Source organism: Streptococcus sp. ST14, from assembly GCF_046098195.1.
Classification (GTDB): Bacteria; Bacillota; Bacilli; order Lactobacillales; family Streptococcaceae; genus Streptococcus.
The window spans coordinates 32,800-52,339 of sequence record NZ_JBJUSF010000001.1; the positions used below are offsets into that span (position 1 = coordinate 32,800).

Annotated in this window: 19 protein-coding genes and 1 other RNA gene; 18 read left to right on the plus strand and 2 right to left on the minus strand. The window is 42.1% G+C overall.

Translation table 11 applies throughout. The features are described from left to right. Window positions 1-113: 113 nt before the first annotated feature. Together pbp1a and recU are read right to left on the minus strand one after the other, a co-directional pair. Window positions 114-2,282, minus strand: coding sequence for a penicillin-binding protein PBP1A (pbp1a, locus tag ACIY19_RS00100; protein WP_409002395.1), 2,169 nt, complete (start codon window positions 2,280-2,282; stop codon window positions 114-116). Then, entirely contained in the window at window positions 2,279-2,875 is a 597-nt protein-coding gene (gene recU / locus ACIY19_RS00105) for a Holliday junction resolvase RecU (RefSeq protein ID WP_409002396.1), read from the minus strand. Before recU ends, pbp1a begins: the two co-directional genes overlap by 4 nt. A 66-nt stretch (window positions 2,876-2,941) precedes the next feature. On the opposite strand from recU, the gene ACIY19_RS00110 reads away from it, so the two are divergent. From ACIY19_RS00110 to tig, 18 genes are all read left to right on the plus strand, one after another. Next, window positions 2,942-3,469, plus strand: a complete 528-nt coding sequence (locus ACIY19_RS00110) for a DUF1273 domain-containing protein (protein WP_409002397.1) — start codon at window positions 2,942-2,944, stop codon at window positions 3,467-3,469. Between the two features lie 72 nt (window positions 3,470-3,541). Continuing rightward, on the plus strand, window positions 3,542-3,871 hold the full coding sequence (gene gpsB / locus ACIY19_RS00115; RefSeq protein ID WP_000146534.1) for a cell division regulator GpsB: 330 nt from the start codon (window positions 3,542-3,544) through the stop codon (window positions 3,869-3,871). Window positions 3,872-3,891: 20 nt separating this feature from the next. After that, an RNA gene (gene rnpB / locus ACIY19_RS00120) (RNase P RNA component class B) lies at window positions 3,892-4,273 on the plus strand. 84 nt (window positions 4,274-4,357) lie between these two features. Beyond that, the gene (locus tag ACIY19_RS00125; protein ID WP_409002398.1) at window positions 4,358-5,515 is read left to right on the plus strand and encodes a class I SAM-dependent RNA methyltransferase; all 1,158 of its coding nucleotides are present in this window, start codon (window positions 4,358-4,360) and stop codon (window positions 5,513-5,515) included. 12 nt (window positions 5,516-5,527) lie between these two features. Continuing rightward, window positions 5,528-6,964, plus strand: coding sequence for a cell division site-positioning protein MapZ family protein (locus ACIY19_RS00130; RefSeq protein ID WP_409002399.1), 1,437 nt, complete (start codon window positions 5,528-5,530; stop codon window positions 6,962-6,964). Window positions 6,965-7,039: 75 nt separating this feature from the next. After that, the gene (gene gndA, locus ACIY19_RS00135; RefSeq protein ID WP_409002400.1) at window positions 7,040-8,464 is read left to right on the plus strand and encodes an NADP(+)-dependent, decarboxylating phosphogluconate dehydrogenase; all 1,425 of its coding nucleotides are present in this window, start codon (window positions 7,040-7,042) and stop codon (window positions 8,462-8,464) included. 11 nt (window positions 8,465-8,475) lie between these two features. Continuing rightward, the gene (locus ACIY19_RS00140; protein ID WP_049493051.1) at window positions 8,476-9,165 is read left to right on the plus strand and encodes a response regulator transcription factor; all 690 of its coding nucleotides are present in this window, start codon (window positions 8,476-8,478) and stop codon (window positions 9,163-9,165) included. A 97-nt stretch (window positions 9,166-9,262) separates the two neighbouring features. Continuing rightward, on the plus strand, window positions 9,263-10,144 hold the full coding sequence (locus ACIY19_RS00145) for an N-acetylmuramoyl-L-alanine amidase family protein (RefSeq protein WP_000713620.1): 882 nt from the start codon (window positions 9,263-9,265) through the stop codon (window positions 10,142-10,144). A gap of 17 nt (window positions 10,145-10,161) precedes the next feature. Then, window positions 10,162-11,058 (plus strand): choline-binding protein CbpC, encoded by an 897-nt coding sequence (locus ACIY19_RS00150; RefSeq protein WP_409002401.1) that lies wholly within the window; start codon window positions 10,162-10,164, stop codon window positions 11,056-11,058. A gap of 117 nt (window positions 11,059-11,175) precedes the next feature. Further along, window positions 11,176-12,054, plus strand: coding sequence for a mevalonate kinase (gene mvk, locus ACIY19_RS00155; RefSeq protein ID WP_070567252.1), 879 nt, complete (start codon window positions 11,176-11,178; stop codon window positions 12,052-12,054). Further along, a complete protein-coding gene (gene mvaD, locus ACIY19_RS00160; protein ID WP_084880437.1) occupies window positions 12,036-12,989 on the plus strand; it encodes a diphosphomevalonate decarboxylase in 954 nt (317 codons plus the stop codon). The genes mvk and mvaD overlap by 19 nt, the downstream gene beginning before the upstream one ends. Continuing rightward, complete coding sequence (locus ACIY19_RS00165) at window positions 12,976-13,983, plus strand: phosphomevalonate kinase (protein ID WP_000562407.1); 1,008 nt, start codon at window positions 12,976-12,978, stop codon at window positions 13,981-13,983. Before mvaD ends, ACIY19_RS00165 begins: the two co-directional genes overlap by 14 nt. Continuing rightward, the gene (gene fni / locus ACIY19_RS00170; protein WP_409002402.1) at window positions 13,967-14,968 is read left to right on the plus strand and encodes a type 2 isopentenyl-diphosphate Delta-isomerase; all 1,002 of its coding nucleotides are present in this window, start codon (window positions 13,967-13,969) and stop codon (window positions 14,966-14,968) included. The genes ACIY19_RS00165 and fni overlap by 17 nt, the downstream gene beginning before the upstream one ends. A gap of 166 nt (window positions 14,969-15,134) precedes the next feature. Continuing rightward, a complete protein-coding gene (gene liaF, locus ACIY19_RS00175; RefSeq protein WP_409002403.1) occupies window positions 15,135-15,833 on the plus strand; it encodes a cell wall-active antibiotics response protein LiaF in 699 nt (232 codons plus the stop codon). Beyond that, on the plus strand, window positions 15,830-16,828 hold the full coding sequence (locus ACIY19_RS00180) for a sensor histidine kinase (protein WP_409002404.1): 999 nt from the start codon (window positions 15,830-15,832) through the stop codon (window positions 16,826-16,828). Before liaF ends, ACIY19_RS00180 begins: the two co-directional genes overlap by 4 nt. Window positions 16,829-16,838: 10 nt before the next feature. Next, the gene (locus tag ACIY19_RS00185) at window positions 16,839-17,471 is read left to right on the plus strand and encodes a response regulator (RefSeq protein ID WP_409002405.1); all 633 of its coding nucleotides are present in this window, start codon (window positions 16,839-16,841) and stop codon (window positions 17,469-17,471) included. Beyond that, a complete protein-coding gene (locus ACIY19_RS00190) occupies window positions 17,472-18,128 on the plus strand; it encodes a DNA alkylation repair protein (RefSeq protein WP_409002406.1) in 657 nt (218 codons plus the stop codon). A gap of 90 nt (window positions 18,129-18,218) precedes the next feature. Further along, window positions 18,219-19,502: a trigger factor gene (tig, locus tag ACIY19_RS00195; protein WP_000116508.1), complete on the plus strand. Its 1,284-nt coding sequence runs from the start codon at window positions 18,219-18,221 to the stop codon at window positions 19,500-19,502. The last annotated feature ends 38 nt before the right edge of the window (window positions 19,503-19,540 follow it).

Below are 19,540 nucleotides of genomic sequence, written 5' to 3' on the forward strand. Positions count from 1 at the left end.
TGAGGTTTATAGTACAGAAAAAGCCTGAGAAGATGTCTTCTCAGGCTTTTGTTAAGCAGATAGATGCAATAGTGCTATGAAAAAATCACCCAGATTTTTCTGGGTGATAAATGTTATGGTTGTGCTGGTTGAGGATTCTGATTTTGGTTCTGGTTTTGTTGACCAGGCGTTGTATTTGGTTGCTGGTTATTGGTATTATTGTTTGCACTATTATTCGTGCTTGGAGTAGTTGAGCTTGACTGTGAAGTTGAACTTTCTGATGTCGAGCTCGAACTTTCAGGTGTTGGGGCTTGTTGCGGAGCAGGGGCAGTCCATGCAGAACGAGCACCGTTTTTAAAGACAAACTCACCACTTCGATAGAGGCCATCTGGCATCGTCCAATCTTCAGGTTGCTCATCTTCTGATAAATACGATATCATTGAGCGATAAACCTTGGCAGAAACTAGGAAACCATCTCCAACTATTGGAGTAAAACGGTTTGAGTATCCAGTCCATACAGCCATAGAATACTTAGAAGTATATCCTACAAACGATTCATCTGGAGCTACGTAACCAGTGTTTTTGACATATTTTTCGATTTCTTCATCAGTATAGTTAGAAGTACCAGTCTTACCAGCTTGTGGAAGCCATGGTAGGTAGGCACCACGTCCGATACCATAAACTATGACTGTTTTCATCATTTCGGTCATCATATAGGCTGTAGTCTCTTTCATAGCTCGTGTACCGGCATCAGAAAATTCTTTTTCACTACCATCACTGAAGACTATTTTATTGATATACATTGGTTTATGGTAAATACCACCATTAGCAAAAGCAGCGTAGGCAGCAGCCATTTTTTCACTGCTTGCACCGTATTGTTTGTTAGATTCTGTTGTATTACTTGAAATGGCGTTTGCATAATGCATGCTTGGATAGTCGATACCAAGACCATTAAGGAAGGTTTTAGCTCTATCTAGACCGACCTTATTCAAAGTCTCAACGGCTGTGACATTTCGTGATTGTTGAAGAGCATACTGGATTGTAATGTTTCCAAAGTAGACATGATCCCAGTTGTAGAGTGGAGTATCAGTGCCAGGATAGTTATAAGGAACATCATGTACAATAGACGCAGTAGAGTCATAGACTCCATATTCTAAAGCGGGAGCATAGTCAGTGATTGGTTTCATACTAGAACCCCAGTCACGATTGGTTTCAACGGCCTGGTTGGTACCGAATGAAACATTACTTGCTTGATGACGAGAACCTAACTGAGCAATGACTTTCCCGTTTGTCACATCCACAATCGTTGAAGCTACTTGCATTTCATCATCTGGATAGTTGACATACTCGTCGGTATTGTAGATATCCCAGAGATGTTGTTGAACTTTAGGATCAACGTTGGTGTAGACATCCATACCAGTCGTTAAGAGATTGTAGCCTGTTTCTTGTTCGACTTGATCGATCACCTCTTTGAGATAGTTGTCCATGTATGGAGGATAACTATTAGCCGATTTTAGACTTTGGAGTCCGTCTGTAATTGGAGTATTAATCGCTTTTTCATATTGCTCAGCTGAAATGTAACCTTGCCCCTTCATCTCAGAGAGGACGAGATTACGACGTTCTTGAGCAGCTTCTGGATGCGAGTATGGATCATACTGGTTTGGAGCCTGAGGCATACCAGCAAGGAGAGCCAATTGAGGAATGCTTAGATCTTTGAGGTCCTTGCCATAGTAACTTTGGGCAGCAGTCTGCATTCCGTAGTTACCGTTTGACATGTAAACCTTGTTGATGTAGTAGGTCAAGATCTCTTGTTTAGTCGCTTTTTGTTCTAGCTGAACGGCGAGCCATGCTTCCTGGGCCTTACGAGAAAGGGTTTGATCAGAAGTTGAAGTAGAGAAATAAGTTAACTTAATCAACTGCTGCGTCAAGGTTGAAGCTCCTTGCAGACCTCCACCACCACGAAGGTTTCGGAGGGTAGCACCTAGAATACGGATCGTGTCAATTCCTCGGTGATTAAAGAAGCGATGGTCCTCAATCGAAACAATAGCGTTGACCAAATCGGTCGGTATTTCGTTTGCTTGGGCATTGACCCGACGTTCCGAGCCAAGATCAGCGATAAGCTCGTCATTGCTATCGTAGATCTTACTTGACGTTGTAGCGACTAGTTTACTTTCAGAAAGTTCGGGAGCCTTGCTAACATAGTAGAGGAAGAGGCTTCCACCAAGCATTACAGCTGCGATAAATACAGTTAAGAGACTGATACTGACATACTTAGCTATTCGCAGAAAAGTTTGTTTGTTCATCTTGTTTTACCACCTAGTAAATGTTCTTTGACAATGTCGAGGTAGGGAATTTGAGGGAAGGCACCAGGCTCGATCCTATATCCATTTTCTCGAATATATCCAAGTGGCATTGACTTCTGTCCCTTATCTTGATGATAGAAACGGATCAAGTCAAGTGCCGGCAACAAATAAGTTTCTTGTCGAGAAGAAAAGTGAAGGAGTACAAAGCAGATTCCTTGCTGGGCAAGGACTTGTTCCATATGCTGGATCTGATGAAGATGAAAATTCTTCATCGGAATCGCATGTTTTTGCCTGGTTTCCTTTGCTTCAAAGTCGATGTAGTATCCATCATAAACCCCTGAATAGTCAGTAGTTGAGGCTTGTCTAAAGTAGGCTTCAACGATCTTGGCTCGACTTCGTTGGGGATAGTCGACACGTACTATTTGGATGGGAGTCGGTTTCTTGTGAATAACAGCTAACCCATGCGACAAATAGTAGTCGTTCGTAGCATTAATCATCTTTTCAAAAGACATTCCCCGATTTGCGAAATTTTTAGTTTGTGACAGGGGTGCTTGTCTCTTTTGAGATGAAATTTTATGTGGATAGTTGACCATAATTCTCCTTATTGGTACAATAACATCACTCTATTATATCATAAATTTACAAAGAAAGGGTTAAAAATGACATCAGCCTTGATTTTAGGGTATTCTGCCTTGGACCTTGGTCTCTTTAATGACAAGGATATTCGCGTTGATATTATCAAAACAGCCATTCGGAGAGACCTGGAAGGTCTAGCAGAGGATGGGGTGACCTGGCTTGTCTTTACAGGGACTTTGGGCTTTGAGTACTGGGCGCTTCAGGTAGCAAAAGACATGAAAGCAGACTATGGATTTCAACTGGCGACTATCTTTGATTTTGAGACTCATGGGGAAAACTGGAATGAGGGAAATCAGGTTAAACTTAGTGAATTTAAACAAGTTGATTTTGTAAAATACGCCTATCCGAACTATGAACACAAGAGTCAATTACGAGACTATCAACTTTTCTTACTTGAAAATACAGATGGTGCCTATCTTTTTTATGATGAAGAAAATGAAACAAAACTGAAGTATTTTTACGAACTGATGAAAAAGAAAGACAACTATATTACAAAAAGATTAACATTTGAGGAATTAAACGAAGTAGCAGAAAATTTTTCTGAAAAGTAAGCCTTTGACCTTGATTTTTGTTTGCCTTTTTTTATATAATAATACTATTAGAAACCGAGAATGGAGAGAGAGATGGCAAGTATTATTTTTTCAGCAAAAGATATTTTTGAGCAAGAGTTTGGACGTGAAGTCCGTGGATATAGTAAGGTTGAAGTTGATGAATTTTTGGACGATGTCATCAAGGACTACGAAACTTATGCTGCCTTAGTCAAGTCTCTCCGTCAAGAAATTGCAGAGTTGAAGGAAGAATTGTCTCGCAAACCTGAATCTGCACCGGTTCAAGCAGAACCACTTGAAATGACGGCTACAACTTCTATGACGAATTTTGATATTTTGAAACGACTAAATCGTCTTGAGAAAGAAGTATTTGGTAAACAAATTTTGGATAACTCTGATTTATAAGAGCTTATTTGAAAAGTGCAATTTTTGGATAATCGCGTGAGGAGAATTTCTTTTCATGAGGAAAGTCCATGCTAGCACAGGCTGTGATGCCTGTAGTGTTTGTGCTAGGCGAAACCATAAGCCTAGGGACGAGAAATCGTTACGGCAGTTGAAATGGCTAAGTCCTCGGATAGGCCAGAGTAGGCTTGAAAGTGCCACAGTGACGGAGTCTCTCTGGAAACAGAGAGAGTGGAACGCGGTAAACCCCTCAAGCTAGCAACCCAAATTTTGGTCGGGGCATGGAGTACACGGAAACGAACGTAGTACTCTGACTACTTTCAGCTGTAGGCTGTTAGCGGTAGACAGATGATTATCGAAGGAAGTGGTCCTAGTCACTTCTGGAACAAAACATGGCTTATAGAAAATTGCATATAGGTTGGGGCTGAGAAAACTTTCTCAACCTCATTTTTTAAAGCGGACATATAGAAAGGTCTTATAAGACTGAAAATGAAAAAAGAATTTAATTTAATCGCTACTGCTGCAGCGGGTCTTGAGGCTGTCGTTGGACGTGAGGTGCGAGACCTTGGTTATGATTGCCAGGTTGAAAACGGCCGTGTTCGTTTTCAAGGAGATGCGAAAGCCATCATCGAAACCAATCTTTGGCTTCGTGCAGCGGATCGCATCAAGATTGTAGTCGGAAGTTTTCCTGCTAAGACTTTTGAAGAGCTTTTTCAAGGTGTTTTTGCTCTAGATTGGGAAAACTATCTCCCGCTAGGAGCACGTTTCCCGATATCAAAGGCAAAATGTGTGAAGTCTAAACTCCACAACGAGCCCAGTGTTCAGGCTATTTCTAAGAAGGCTGTTGTGAAGAAATTACAAAAACACTATGCCCGTCCAGAAGGAGTTCCCTTGATGGAAACTGGTCCCGAGTTTAAGATTGAGGTATCTATCCTGAAAGATGTGGCAACTGTCATGATTGACACGACAGGTTCTAGCCTTTTTAAACGTGGTTATCGTACGGAAAAGGGTGGAGCACCCATCAAGGAAAATATGGCAGCGGCCATTTTACAACTCTCTAACTGGTATCCAGACAAGCCCTTGATTGATCCGACCTGTGGTTCAGGAACTTTCTGTATCGAGGCGGCTATGATTGCCAGAAAAATGGCACCAGGACTTCGCCGTTCCTTTGCTTTTGAGGAATGGAACTGGGTCAGCGATCGGTTAATCCAGGAAGTTCGCACAGAGGCGGCTAAGAAAATGGATCGTGAACTTGAGCTGGACATTATGGGCTGTGATATTGATGCTCGCATGGTGGAGATTGCCAAGGCAAATGCTCAAGCAGCAGGCGTCGCAGGTGATATCACCTTTAAGCAAATGCGGGTACAGGACTTGCGCACAGACAAGATTAATGGCGTTGTCATTTCCAATCCACCATATGGGGAACGCTTGTCTGATGATGCAGGAGTTACCAAACTCTATGCTGAGATGGGACAGGTCTTTGCACCACTGAAAACGTGGAGTAAGTTTATCCTGACGAGTGACGAAGCTTTTGAAAGCAAGTACGGAAGTTCAGCTGATAAAAAGCGAAAACTCTATAACGGGACCTTAAAAGTGGATTTGTATCAATACTTTGGTCAGCGTGTCAAACGCCAAGAGGTAAAATAGAAAGGTGAACTCATGAGTAAGAAAAGACGTGATCGTCATAAAAAAGGACATCAAGAACCACAATTCGACTTTGACGAAGCAAAAGACTTGACTGTTGGTCAAGTCATTCGTAAGAATGAAGAGGTCGAGGCAGGAGTATTGCCTGAGGATAGTATCTTAGACAAATACATCAAACAACACCGTGAAGAAATCGAAGCTGACAAGTTTGAAACTCGTCAGTTTAAAAAAGAAGAGCTAGCTTCTACTCAAAATCTAGAGGAAATGATTCAAGAAGTTCGTGAATCAAGTGAATCTTCTGATCAGGTAGACGATTCAGACGTGGTTGCTGAGGAATCTATTGAAGAGATAGAAAATGAAGAGACTACTCAGTTTGTTCCACCACTTCAAGATGAAGAAAATGCAGAAATAGAGTCACTCGTTTTAACAGAAACAGAGCCCAAGGAAATAAATGAGGAACGAGATGAGGAGACCTATACACCTCTATCACGTTCGGCTCAAACAGAACCTGAAACAGGCTCTAAGAAGAAAGGTGTCATCATCATTGCTTCTGTAGTAGCTGCAATCCTTGTGCTTGCTGGAACATATTATGTCTACCGTCAAGTGTCTCGTTCAAACCAAGAAATCCAGTCTTCTCAAGCAGCTTCTTCGGATGATCAAGGAACACAAACGGCTTTGAAAGACTTCAATGATCTCTATGATACTTTCTATACGGATGCTAATAAGACAGCTCTGAAAAATAGCCAGTTTGATAAATTGAGCCAACTGAAAACCTTACTAGATAAGTTAGAAGGTAGCCGTGATTATACACTAGCTAAGTCAAGATATGATAGCCTAGCAACTCAAATCAAGGCCATTCAAGATGTTAATGCCCTCTTTGAAAGCCCAGCAATCACTGACGGTGTCTTGGATACCAATGCGAAAGCCAAAGCAGACGCTAAATTTACAGAAATTAAGACAGGCAACACAGAACTAGACAAACTCTTGGATAAGGCCATTAGTCTTGGCAAGAGCCAACAAACCAGTGCTTCCAGCTCAAGTTCAAGCTCTAGCACGAGTCAAGCAAGCTCCAATACGACAAGTGAGGCAAAACCAAGTAGTTCAAATGAGACTAGAAGTAGTCGCGGTGAAGTTAATATGGGTCTCTCGAGTGCAGGGGTTGCTGTTCAAAGAAGTGCCAGTCGTGTTGCCTATAATCAGTCTGCTATTGATGATAGTAATAACTCTGCCTGGGATTTTGCGGATGGTGTTTTGGAACAAATTCTAGCAACTTCACGTTCACGTGGCTATATCACTGGAGACCAATATATCCTTGAACGTGTCAATATCGTTAACGGCAATGGTTATTACAACCTCTATAAGCCAGATGGAACCTATCTCTTTACCCTTAACTGTAAGACAGGATATTTTGTCGGAAATGGCGCTGGTCATGCGGATGACTTGGACTACTAAGCAGTCGTTACAAAATTCTTTCTTTTCAAAAGTAAAAATGATAAAATAAAACAAATGAAACAAGAGGAGTGTCAAATGACAAAAGCTAACTTTGGTGTTGTAGGTATGGCCGTAATGGGTCGTAACCTTGCCCTTAATATTGAATCTCGTGGTTACACAGTTGCTATCTACAACCGTAGTAAAGAAAAAACGGAAGATGTGATTGCTTGCCATCCTGAAAAGAACTTTGTACCAAGCTATGACGTTGAAAGTTTTGTAAACTCAATCGAAAAACCTCGTCGTATCATGCTGATGGTTCAAGCTGGACCTGGTACAGATGCTACTATCCAAGCCCTTCTTCCGCACCTTGACAAGGGTGATATCTTGATTGACGGAGGAAACACTTTCTACAAAGATACCATCCGTCGTAATGAAGAATTGGCAAACTCAGGTATCAACTTTATCGGTACTGGAGTTTCTGGTGGTGAAAAAGGTGCCCTTGAAGGTCCTTCTATCATGCCTGGTGGACAAAAAGAGGCCTACGAATTGGTTTCGGATGTTCTTGAAGAAATCTCAGCTAAAGCACCAGAAGATGGTAAACCATGTGTGACTTACATCGGTCCTGATGGAGCTGGTCACTATGTGAAAATGGTTCACAACGGTATCGAGTATGGTGATATGCAATTGATTGCAGAAAGCTATGACTTGATGCAACACTTGCTAGGCCTTTCTGCAGAAGATATGGCTGAAATCTTTACTGAGTGGAACAAGGGTGAATTGGACAGCTACTTGATCGAAATCACAGCTGATATCTTGAGCCGTAAAGACGATGAAGGTCAAGATGGACCAATCGTAGACTATATCCTTGATGCTGCAGGTAACAAGGGAACTGGTAAATGGACTAGCCAATCATCTCTTGACCTTGGTGTGCCATTGTCACTCATCACTGAGTCAGTATTTGCACGTTACATCTCTACTTACAAAGAAGAACGCGTGCATGCTAGCAAGGTTCTTCCAAAACCAGCTGCTTTCAAATTTGAAGGAGACAAGGCTGAGTTGATTGAAAAAATCCGTCAAGCCCTTTACTTCTCAAAAATTATTTCATACGCACAAGGTTTTGCTCAATTGCGTGTAGCTTCTAAAGAAAACAACTGGAACTTGCCATTTGCAGACATCGCATCTATCTGGCGTGATGGCTGTATCATCCGTTCTCGTTTCTTGCAAAAGATTACAGATGCTTACAACCGTGATGCAGACCTTGCTAACCTTCTTTTGGATGAGTACTTCTTGGATGTTACTGCTAAGTACCAACAAGCAGTACGTGATATCGTAGCTCTTGCTGTTCAAGCTGGTGTGCCAGTGCCAACTTTCTCAGCAGCTATCACTTACTTTGATAGCTACCGTTCAGCTGACCTTCCAGCTAACTTGATCCAAGCGCAACGTGACTACTTTGGTGCCCACACTTACCAACGTAAAGACAAAGAAGGAACATTCCACTACTCTTGGTATGACGAAAAATAAGTAGGTCTGCCATGGGGAAACGGATTTTATTACTTGAGAAAGAACGAAATCTAGCTCATTTTTTAAGTTTGGAACTCCAAAAAGAGCAATACCGAGTTGATCAGGTTGAGGAGGGGCAAAAAGCCCTCTCCATGGCTCTTCAGACAGACTATGACTTGATTTTATTGAATGCTCAACTGGGGGATATGACAGCCCAGGATTTTGCAGACAAGCTGAGTCGGACAAAACCTGCCTCAGTGATCATGGTCTTGGACCATCGCGAAGAATTGCAAGATCAGATTGAGACAATCCAACGCTTTGCCGTTTCGTACATCTATAAGCCAGTTATTATTGATAATTTGGTAGCTCGTATTTCAGCGATTTTCCGAGGTCGGGACTTTATCGATCAACACTGTAGTCAGATGAAGGTTCCAACATCTTACCGCAATCTGCGTATGGATGTAGAACATCATACCGTTTATCGTGGCGAGGAGATGATTGCTCTGACCCGTCGTGAGTATGACCTCTTGGCTACTCTTATGGGAAGCAAGAAAGTTCTGACTCGTGAACAGTTGTTGGAAAGTGTTTGGAAGTATGAAAGTGCGACCGAAACCAATATCGTGGATGTTTATATCCGTTATCTACGTAGCAAGCTTGATGTAAAAGGTCAAAAAAGCTACATTAAAACCGTACGTGGTGTTGGTTACACCATGCAAGAATAGAAAGCAGTTGCAGTTATGTAACGGCTTTTTTGAGCAATTTCTATATATTGACATACAATAAAGTCTTTGCTACAATCAGTTATGGAGGAAAGATCTAATGAAAAAATTTAAAATAATGATGCAAGTTGGACTAACAGCATTTTTCTTTGGTTTGCTAGCTACCAATACAGTATTTGCAGATGATTCTGAAGGATGGCAGTTTATCCAAGAAAACGGAAGAACTTACTACAAAAAGGGTGATCTTAAAGAAACCTACTGGCGAGTGATTGATGGTAAGTACTATTATTTTGATTCTCTATCTGGAGAGATGGTTGTCGGCTGGCAATATATCCCGTTTCCATCTAAAGGTAGTACAATTGGTCCTTACCCAAATGGTATCAGATTAGAAGGTTTTCCAAAGTCAGAGTGGTACTACTTCGATAAAAATGGAGTGCTACAAGAGTTTGTTGGTTGGAAAGCATTAGAAATTAAAACTAAAGACAGTGTTGGAAGAAAGTATGGTGAAAAACGTACAAATCCGGAAGATAAAGAAGAGAAGAGTTTTTACACGAACTATTACTTTAATCAAAATCATTCTTTAAAGACAGGTTGGCTTTATGACCAGTCTAATTGGTATTATCTAGCTAAAACGGAAATTAATGGAGAAAACTATATTGGTGGTGAAAGACGTGCAGGTTGGATAAACGATGGTTCAGCTTGGTACTATCTAGATCCAGAAACTGGTATCATGCAAACTGGTTGGAAGCAAATTGGCAATAAGTGGTACTACCTCCGTTCATCAGGAGCCATGGCAACTGGTTGGGTGAAAGATGGTTCAACTTGGTACTACCTAAATGCAAGTAATGGAGATATGAAGACAGGTTGGACAAAAGTAAATGGAAACTGGTATTATCTCAATTCCTCTGGAGCAATGGTTACAGGTAGCCAAACTATCGATGGTAAAGTTTATAACTTTGCTTCATCTGGTGAGTGGATTTAATGTTGGAGGAGATACAAATGAAGCTTTTGAAAAAAATGATGCAAGTCGCACTAGCAACATTTTTCTTTGGTTTGCTAGCTACTAATACTGTATTTGCGGATACAACAGGTGGCCAATTTGTTGATAAGGATAATAGAAAATATTATGTAAAAGATGATCATAAAGCAATCTATTGGCATAAAATAGACGGTAAAACTTACTATTTTGGTGATAAAGGAGAAATGGTAGTTGGATGGCAATACTTAGAAATTCCTGGAACAGGTTATCGTGATAATTTATTAGATAACCAACCAGTTAATGAAATCGGACTCCAACAAAAATGGTATTATTTTAGCTCAGATGGTGCTTTGCTAGAACAAACAGATAAACAAGTACTAGAGGCAAAAACGTCTGAAAATACAGGAAAAGTATACGGTGAACAATATACTCCATCTGCTGAAAAGAGAACTTATTATTTTGATAATAATTATGCTGTAAAGACAGGCTGGACTTATGAAGACGGCAATTGGTATTATTTAAATAAGCTAGGAATTTCTGGCGATGATTCTTACAATCCACTACCAATTGGTGAAGTTGCTAAGGGTTGGACTCAAGATTTCCATGTTACTTTTGGCATTGATAGAAGCAAACCTGCTCCATGGTACTATTTAGATCCAACAACTGGTATCATGCAAACTGGTTGGAAACAACTTGGCAATAAGTGGTACTACCTCCGTTCATCAGGAGCAATGGCAACTGGTTGGTATCAAGATGGTTCAACTTGGTACTACCTAAATGCAAGTAATGGAGATATGAAGACAGGTTGGTTCCAGGTCAATGGCAAATGGTACTATGCTTATAGCTCAGGTGCTTTAGCAGTGAATACCACTGTAGATGGCTACTACGTCAACTATAATGGAGAATGGATTCAATAATGAAAGAGGCGATTGTGAAGGAAACAATCGCTTTTTTTGTGAAAATATAATAAAATAGATAGGAGAAAATACTACTGTATGAAATGAGACGGTCTTTTCGTCTGGTTAAAGGAAAACATGACAAAAAAAGTTGGTGTCGGTCAGGCACATAGTAAGATTATTTTAATAGGAGAGCACGCTGTCGTATACGGCTATCCTGCCATTTCCCTACCTCTTTTGGAGGTGGAGGTGACATGTAAGGTGGTCCCTGCTGAAAATCCGTGGCGTCTTTATGAGGAGGATACCTTGTCCATGGCAGTTTATGCATCGCTGGAGTATTTGGATATCAAAGAAGCTTGCATTCGATGTGTGATTGACTCAGCTATCCCTGAAAAACGGGGAATGGGTTCGTCAGCGGCTATCAGCATAGCGGCCATACGTGCGGTATTTGACTACTATCAAGCCAATCTGCCTCATGATGTACTGGAAATACTGGTCAATCGGGCTGAGATGATTGCCCATATGAATCCAAGCGGGTTGGATGCCAAGACCTGTCTCAGTGACCAACCCATTCGCTTTATCAAGAATGTTGGTTTTACAGAACTTGAGATGAACCTATCTGCCTATTTGGTGATTGCAGATACGGGTGTTTATGGTCACACTCGTGAAGCCATCCAAGTGGTTCAAAGTAAGGGCAAGGATGCCCTACCGTTTTTGCATGCCTTGGGAGAATTGACCCAGCAAGCAGAAGTTGCGATTAGACGAAAAGATGCTGAGGAACTGGGACAAATCCTCAGTCAAGCGCATTTACATTTAAAAGAAATTGGTGTCAGCAGCCCTGAGGCAGACTCCCTCGTTGAAACGGCTCTTAGCTATGGTGCTCTAGGTGCCAAGATGAGTGGTGGTGGGCTAGGAGGCTGTATCATAGCCTTGGCAGCCAATCTGGATCAAGCAGAAGAACTAGCAAAACGATTAGAAGAGAAAGGAGCTGTTCAGACATGGATCGAAAGCCTGTAACAGTACGTTCCTACGCAAATATTGCCATTATCAAATATTGGGGAAAGAAAAAAGAAAAAGAGATGGTTCCTGCTACTAGCAGTATCTCTTTGACTTTGGAAAATATGTACACAGAGACAATCTTGTCGCCTCTGCCAGCCCTTGCGACGGCTGATGCCTTTTATATCAATGGTCAGCTCCAAAATGAGGCAGAACATGCCAAGATAAGTAAAATCATCAATCGCTACCGTCCAGAAGGTGAAGGATTTGTCCGTATTGATACCCAAAACAACATGCCGACTGCAGCGGGCTTGTCCTCAAGTTCCAGTGGTTTGTCCGCCTTGGTCAAGGCTTGTAATGCGTATTTCCAGCTAGGATTGGATAGAAGTCAGTTGGCTCAGGAGGCTAAGTTTGCCTCAGGGTCGTCCTCACGCAGTTTTTATGGGCCGCTAGGAGCTTGGAACAAGGATAGTGGGGAAATCTACCCTGTAGAGACAGACTTGAAACTAGCCATGATCATGTTGGTGCTAGAGGACAAGAAAAAACCAATCTCTAGCCGTGATGGGATGAAACTCTGTGTGGAAACCTCGACGACTTTTGATGACTGGGTGCGTCAATCTGAGAAGGACTATCAGGATATGCTGCTTTATCTCAAGGAAAATGACTTTACCAAAGTTGGGGAATTAACGGAGAAAAATGCCCTAGCCATGCACGCTACGACCAAGACTGCTAGTCCAGCCTTTTCTTATCTAACGGATGCTTCCTATGAAGCCATGGACTTTGTCCACCAGCTTCGTGAGCAAGGGGAAGCCTGCTACTTTACCATGGATGCCGGTCCCAATGTCAAAGTTCTCTGTCAGGAGAAAGACTTGGAGCATTTATCAGAAATCTTCGGTCAACGTTACCGCTTGATTGTGTCAAAAACAAAGGATTTGAGCCAAGATGATTGCTGTTAAAACTTGCGGAAAGCTCTATTGGGCTGGTGAATATGCTATTCTAGAGCCAGGACAGCTGGCCTTGATAAAGGCGATACCTATCTATATGAGGGGAGAGATTGCCTTTTCTGATAGCTACCGTATCTATTCAGATATGTTTGATTTCGCAGTGGACTTGACGCCAAAACCTGACTACAGCTTGATTCAAGAAACGATTGCTTTAGTGGGAGATTTCCTCGTTTATCGTGGGCAAACCTTGAGACCTTTTTCTTTGGAAATTCGTGGAAAAATGGAACGGGAAGGCAAAAAGTTTGGTCTAGGTTCTAGTGGTAGCGTCGTTGTCTTGGTGATTAAGGCCCTGCTGGCTCTATATGATATTACGGTTGATCCGGAACTCTTGTTCAAGCTGGCTAGCGCGGTCTTACTCAAGCGAGGAGACAATGGTTCTATGGGAGACCTTGCCTGTATCGTTGCAGAGGATTTGGTTCTCTACCAATCTTTTGATCGAAAGAAGATAGCTACTTGGTTGGAAGAAGAAAGCTTGGCAACAGTTTTGGAGCGTGACTGGGGCTTTTCTATCTCACACGTACAACCTGCCCTAGAATGTGATTTCCTAGTGGGATGGACCAAGCAAGTGGCTGTATCGAGTCAAATGGTTCAGCAAATCAAGCAAAACATCAATCAGAATTTTTTAACTTCCTCAAAAGCAACGGTGTCTGCTTTGGTAGAAGCCTTGGAGCAGGGGAATGCAGAAAAAATTATCGAGCAGCTGGAAACAGCTAGTCGGCTTTTAGAAGGCTTGAGCCTAGATATATACACACCTTCGCTGAGACAGTTGAAAGAAGCCAGTCAAGATTTGCAGGCTGTTGCCAAGAGTAGTGGCGCTGGTGGTGGTGACTGTGGGATTGCCTTGAGTTTTGATGAGCAATCAACTGAAACCTTAAAAAACCGTTGGGCCGATCTGGGGATTGAGCTCTTATACCAAGAAAGGATAGGACATGACGACAAATCGTAAGGACGAGCATATCCGCTATGCCCTTGAGCAGAAAAGTTCCTATAATAGCTTTGATGAGGTGGAGTTGATTCATTCTTCCCTGCCTCTTTATGACCTGGATGAGATTGATTTGTCTACAGAGTTTGCAGGTCGAAAGTGGGACTTTCCTTTTTATATCAATGCCATGACAGGTGGGAGCGACAAAGGTAAAGAAATCAATCAAAAACTGGCTCAGGTGGCAGAAGCCTGTGGGATTTTGTTTGTGACGGGATCTTATAGCGCAGCCCTAAAAGATCCTACAGATGACTCTTTTTCTGTCAAGACTAGCCATCCAAAGATCCTCCTTGGAACCAATATTGGCTTGGACAAGCCTGTTGAGTTAGGACTTCAGACTGTAGAAGAGATGAATCCTCTTCTCCTTCAAGTGCATGTTAATGTCATGCAGGAATTACTCATGCCCGAGGGAGAAAGAAAGTTTCGAAGCTGGCAATCGCATCTAGCAGATTATAGCAAGCAAATCCCAGTTCCTATTGTCCTAAAGGAAGTGGGCTTTGGGATGGATGTGAAGACCATCGAGAGAGCTTATGAACTGGGTGTTCGAACGGTTGACCTGTCAGGCCGTGGTGGTACCAGCTTTGCTTACATTGAAAACCGTCGTAGTGGCCAGCGTGATTACCTTAATCAATGGGGCCAGTCTACTATGCAAGCCCTCCTCAATGCTCAAGAATGGAAAGACAAGGTCGAACTTTTGGTTAGCGGAGGGGTTCGAAATCCTCTTGATATGATTAAGTGCTTGGTATTTGGTGCCAAGGCTGTAGGACTGTCACGTACCGTTCTAGAGTTGATTGAAACCTACACAGTCGAAGAAGTGATTGGCATTGTCCAAGGCTGGAAAGCAGATTTACGCTTGATTATGTGTGCCCTTAACTGTGCCACCATAGCGGATCTGCAAAAAGTAGACTACATTCTTTATGGTAAACTAAAAGAAGCAAAAGATCAGATGTAGAGAGGTCGGGACAAGAATCCCGCCCTTTTTTGTAGCCTTTTGCCAACTGTGGTGAGTTGATGAAACCTAGTTTGTAGGAGCGATTTCTGTCCTATCTCCTTTTTCCATCCTCAGACCGAGGTGACTTTTTTGAATTGTGATAAAATAGAAAAGAGAGGATGCAGCTATGAAAAAATTTCAAATCTTTTTATTTATTGAAGCCTGTCTATTGACGGGAGCTCTGATTTTGATGGTATCAGAGCATTTTTCGCGTTTTCTGCTGATTCTATTCCTCTTTTTGCTCTTGCTCCGCTATTATACAGGTAAAGAGGGCAACAACGTTTTTCTCCTTGTGGCGACTATTCTTTTCTTTTTCATCGTCATGCTCAATCCCTTTGTGATATTAGCTATCTTTGTAGCAGTTATCTATAGTCTTTTTCTTCTCTATCCGATGATGAATCAAGAAAGAGAGGAGACGGACTTGGTCTTTGAAGAGGTGGTAACGGTTAAAAATGAACACAATCCTTGGTTTGGCAATCTCCATCATTTCTCTAGTCACCAGACCTGCCAATTTGACGATATCAACCTCTTTCGCCTCATGGGCAAGGACACCATTCATTTGGAAAGAGTTATTCTAACCAATCATGACAATGTCATTATCCTTAGAAAGATGGTGGGAACGACTAGGATCATCGTACCTGTAGATGTGGAAATCAGCCTCAGTGTCAACTGCCTCTATGGAGATTTAACATTCCTTCATCAACCTAAGCGAGCCCTCCGTAATGAACACTATCATCAGGAAACCAGAGACTACCTCAAGAGTAACAAGAGTGTCAAGATTTTCCTAACTACTATGGTTGGCGATGTGGAGGTGGTGAGAGGATGAAAAAGCAATCTTATCTGTTAATCGGCCTGACTTCATTCCTCTTTATTCTCTTTTTGGCTAATAGTCTGCTTGATATTCTAAATCTTGATTGGTCCTATTTGCTACAGGATATCGAGAAAACAGAGAAACTCATCTTCTTGATCTTGGTCTTTAGCCTTTCCATGACCTTCTTTTTTGTCCTTTTTTGGCGGGTGATGGAAGAAATTTCACGCAGAAAAATGCAGATCAATCTCAAGCGACTGCTAGCAGGAAAAGAGGTGGTTTCTTTTGCAGATCCAGACTTGGAAGCCAGTTTCAAGTCCTTGTCTGGCAAGCTCAACCTCTTGACAGAAGCTGTTCAAAAGGCTGAAAATCAAGGACTAGTTAAGGAAGAAGCAATCATCGAGAAAGAACGGAAGCGGATAGCACGTGACTTACATGATACAGTTAGTCAGGAGTTGTTTGCGGCCCATATGATTTTATCGGGTGTCAGTCAGCAGGCTTTGAAGCTGGATAGAGAAAAGATGCAGACCCAGTTGCAAAGTGTTGCAGCCATTCTCGAAACAGCCCAGAAAGATTTGCGGGTCTTGCTCCTACATTTGCGACCAGTTGAGTTGGAAGAGAAGAGTTTGGTTGAGGGGATTCAAATCCTCTTAAAAGAGCTTGAGGACAAGAGTGATCTCAAGGTTAGTCTCAAGCAGAATGTGTCTAAATTGCCCAAGAAGATTGAAGAACATATCTTCCGTATTTTGCAGGAGTTGATCAGCAATACCCTCCGCCATGCCCAGGCATCTTGCCTAGATGTCTACCTCTATCAGACAGATGTTGAAGTGCAGCTGAAGGTGGTGGACAATGGGATTGGTTTCCAGTTAGGGAGCTTAGACGACTTGAGTTATGGACTGCGAAATATCAAGGAGCGAGTCGAAGATATGGCAGGAACGGTTCAACTCTTGACAGCACCTAAGCAAGGACTGGCGGTTGATATCCGTATTCCCCTGCTAGACAAGGAATCATAAAGGAGTAGAGATGAAAATTTTACTGGTAGATGACCATGAAATGGTCCGATTAGGCTTGAAAAGCTATTTTGACCTCCAAGACGATGTGGAAGTTGTGGGTGAGGCTGCCAATGGGGCTCAAGGTATTGACTTGGCCTTGCAACTGCGTCCAGATGTCATTGTCATGGATATCGTCATGCCTGAGATGAATGGGATTGACGCGACCTTAGCCATCCTGAAAGAATGGCCTGAAGCCAAGATTTTGATTGTAACTTCTTACTTGGACAATGAAAAAATTATGCCGGTCTTGAATGCGGGTGCCAAAGGTTATATGCTCAAGACTTCTAGTGCAGACGAACTGCTTCATGCCGTCCGCAAGGTAGCTGCTGGAGAGCTGGCTATTGAACAAGAGGTCAGCAAGAAGGTTGAATACCACCGTAATCATATGGAGCTTCATGAGGAGCTGACTGCGCGTGAGCGAGACGTGCTCCAACTCATCGCTAAGGGCTACGAAAATCAACGCATTGCAGATGAACTCTTCATCTCTCTCAAGACGGTCAAGACCCACGTGTCCAACATCCTAGCCAAGCTTGAGGTCAGTGATCGCACCCAGGCTGCGGTCTATGCCTTTCAGCACCACTTGGTTGGGCAGGAGAACTTTTAGATGAGTCTTGTAGATTTACTTGAGGAGCTAGAAGCAGCAAAAGATCCGAAAAAGGCAGGCCCCATGGAAGCCTATATGCGTCATCAATTTCCCTTTTTAGGTATTGCAGGTCCTGAAAGAAATGCACTCTATAAAAAATACTTTCCAAGCGTGAAAAAAACAAAGATTATCGATTGGGATTTTGTAGATATTTGCTGGGAAAAGGAACCTAGAGAATACCAATATGTGGCTGCCAACTATTTGAAAGCCATGCAGTCTTATCTAACGAAGGACGATTTGCCTAAACTTGAGCGGCTGGTCGTGACCAAGTCCTGGTGGGACACGGTAGATATCCTAGATCGAGTAGTAGGAAGTTTAGTGGCTAACCATCCGGAACTTGAAGATGTGCTTTTAAAATGGAGCCTATCAGACAATATCTGGCTGAGACGAGTTGCTATTGATCACCAGTTGTTAAGAAAAGAGAAGACAAATGTCCAACTGATGGAAAAGATTCTGCTCAACAATCTGGACCAGACAGAATTTTTTATCAACAAAGCCATCGGCTGGGCTCTAAGAGACTACTCTAAAACCAATCCCGAATGGGTAGCACGTTTTATTGAAAAAAATAAGAAACGAATGGCTGAACTTAGTATCAAGGAAGCGAGCAAGTACCTCTAGCACTATTGAAAAGCGCATTCATTACTTGAAAAAAGTCGCTATTATATGGTATAATGGACTGTATTAAAAATTTTAAGGAGAAATGACAGAATGTCTGTATCATTTGAAAACAAAGAAACAAACCGTGGTGTCTTGACTTTCACTATCTCTCAAGACCAAATCAAACCAGAATTGGACCGTGTATTTAACTCAGTAAAGAAAACTCTTAACGTTCCTGGTTTCCGTAAAGGTCACCTTCCACGCCCTATCTTCGACCAAAAATTTGGTGAAGAAGCTCTTTATCAAGATGCAATGAACGCACTTTTGCCAAACGCTTATGAAGTTGCAGTAAAAGAAGCTGGTCTTGAAGTCGTTGCACAACCAAAAATCGACGTGACTTCAATGGAAAAAGGTCAAGACTGGGTTATCACAGCTGAAGTTGTGACAAAACCTGAAGTTAAATTGGGTGACTACAAAAACCTTGAAGTATCAGTTGATGTAGAAAAAGAAGTAACTGACGCTGACGTTGAAGAACGCATCGAACGCGAACGCAACAACTTGGCTGAATTGGTTATCAAGGAAGGCGCTGCTGAAAATGGCGACACTGTTGTCATCGACTTCGTTGGTTCTATCGACGGTGTTGAATTTGACGGCGGAAAAGGTGAAAACTTCTCACTTGGACTTGGATCAGGTCAATTTATCCCTGGTTTTGAAGACCAATTGGTAGGACACTCAGCTGGCGAAACTGTTGATGTTGTTGTAACATTCCCAGAAGACTACCAAGCAGAAGACCTTGCAGGTAAAGAAGCTAAATTCGTAACAACTATCCACGAAGTAAAAGCTAAAGAAGTTCCAGCTCTTGATGATGAACTTGCAAAAGATATCGACGAAGAAGTGGAAACTCTTGACGAATTGAAAGAAAAATACCGCAAAGAATTGACTGCTGCGAAAGAAGAAGCATACAAAGATGCCGTTGAAGGTGCAGCAATCGATAAAGCTGTAGAAAACGCTGAAATCGTAGAACTTCCAGAAGAAATGATCCACGAAGAAGTTCACCGTTCAGTAAATGAATTCCTTGGAAACTTGCAACGTCAAGGTATCAACCCTGACATGTACTTCCAAATCACTGGAACTACTCAAGAAGACCTTCACAAACAATACGAAGCAGAAGCTGAGTCACGTACGAAGACTAACCTTGTTATCGAAGCAGTTGCCAAAGCTGAAGGATTTGACGCTTCAGAAGAAGAAATCCAAAAAGAAATTGAGCAATTGGCAGCAGACTACAACATGGAAGTTGCACAAGTACAAAACTTGCTTTCAGCTGACATGTTGAAACACGATATCACTATCAAAAAAGCTGTTGAATTGATCACAAGCACTGCAACAGTAAAATAATCTTAAAAGAGAAAAAGCCCACCTGACTAGGTGGGTTT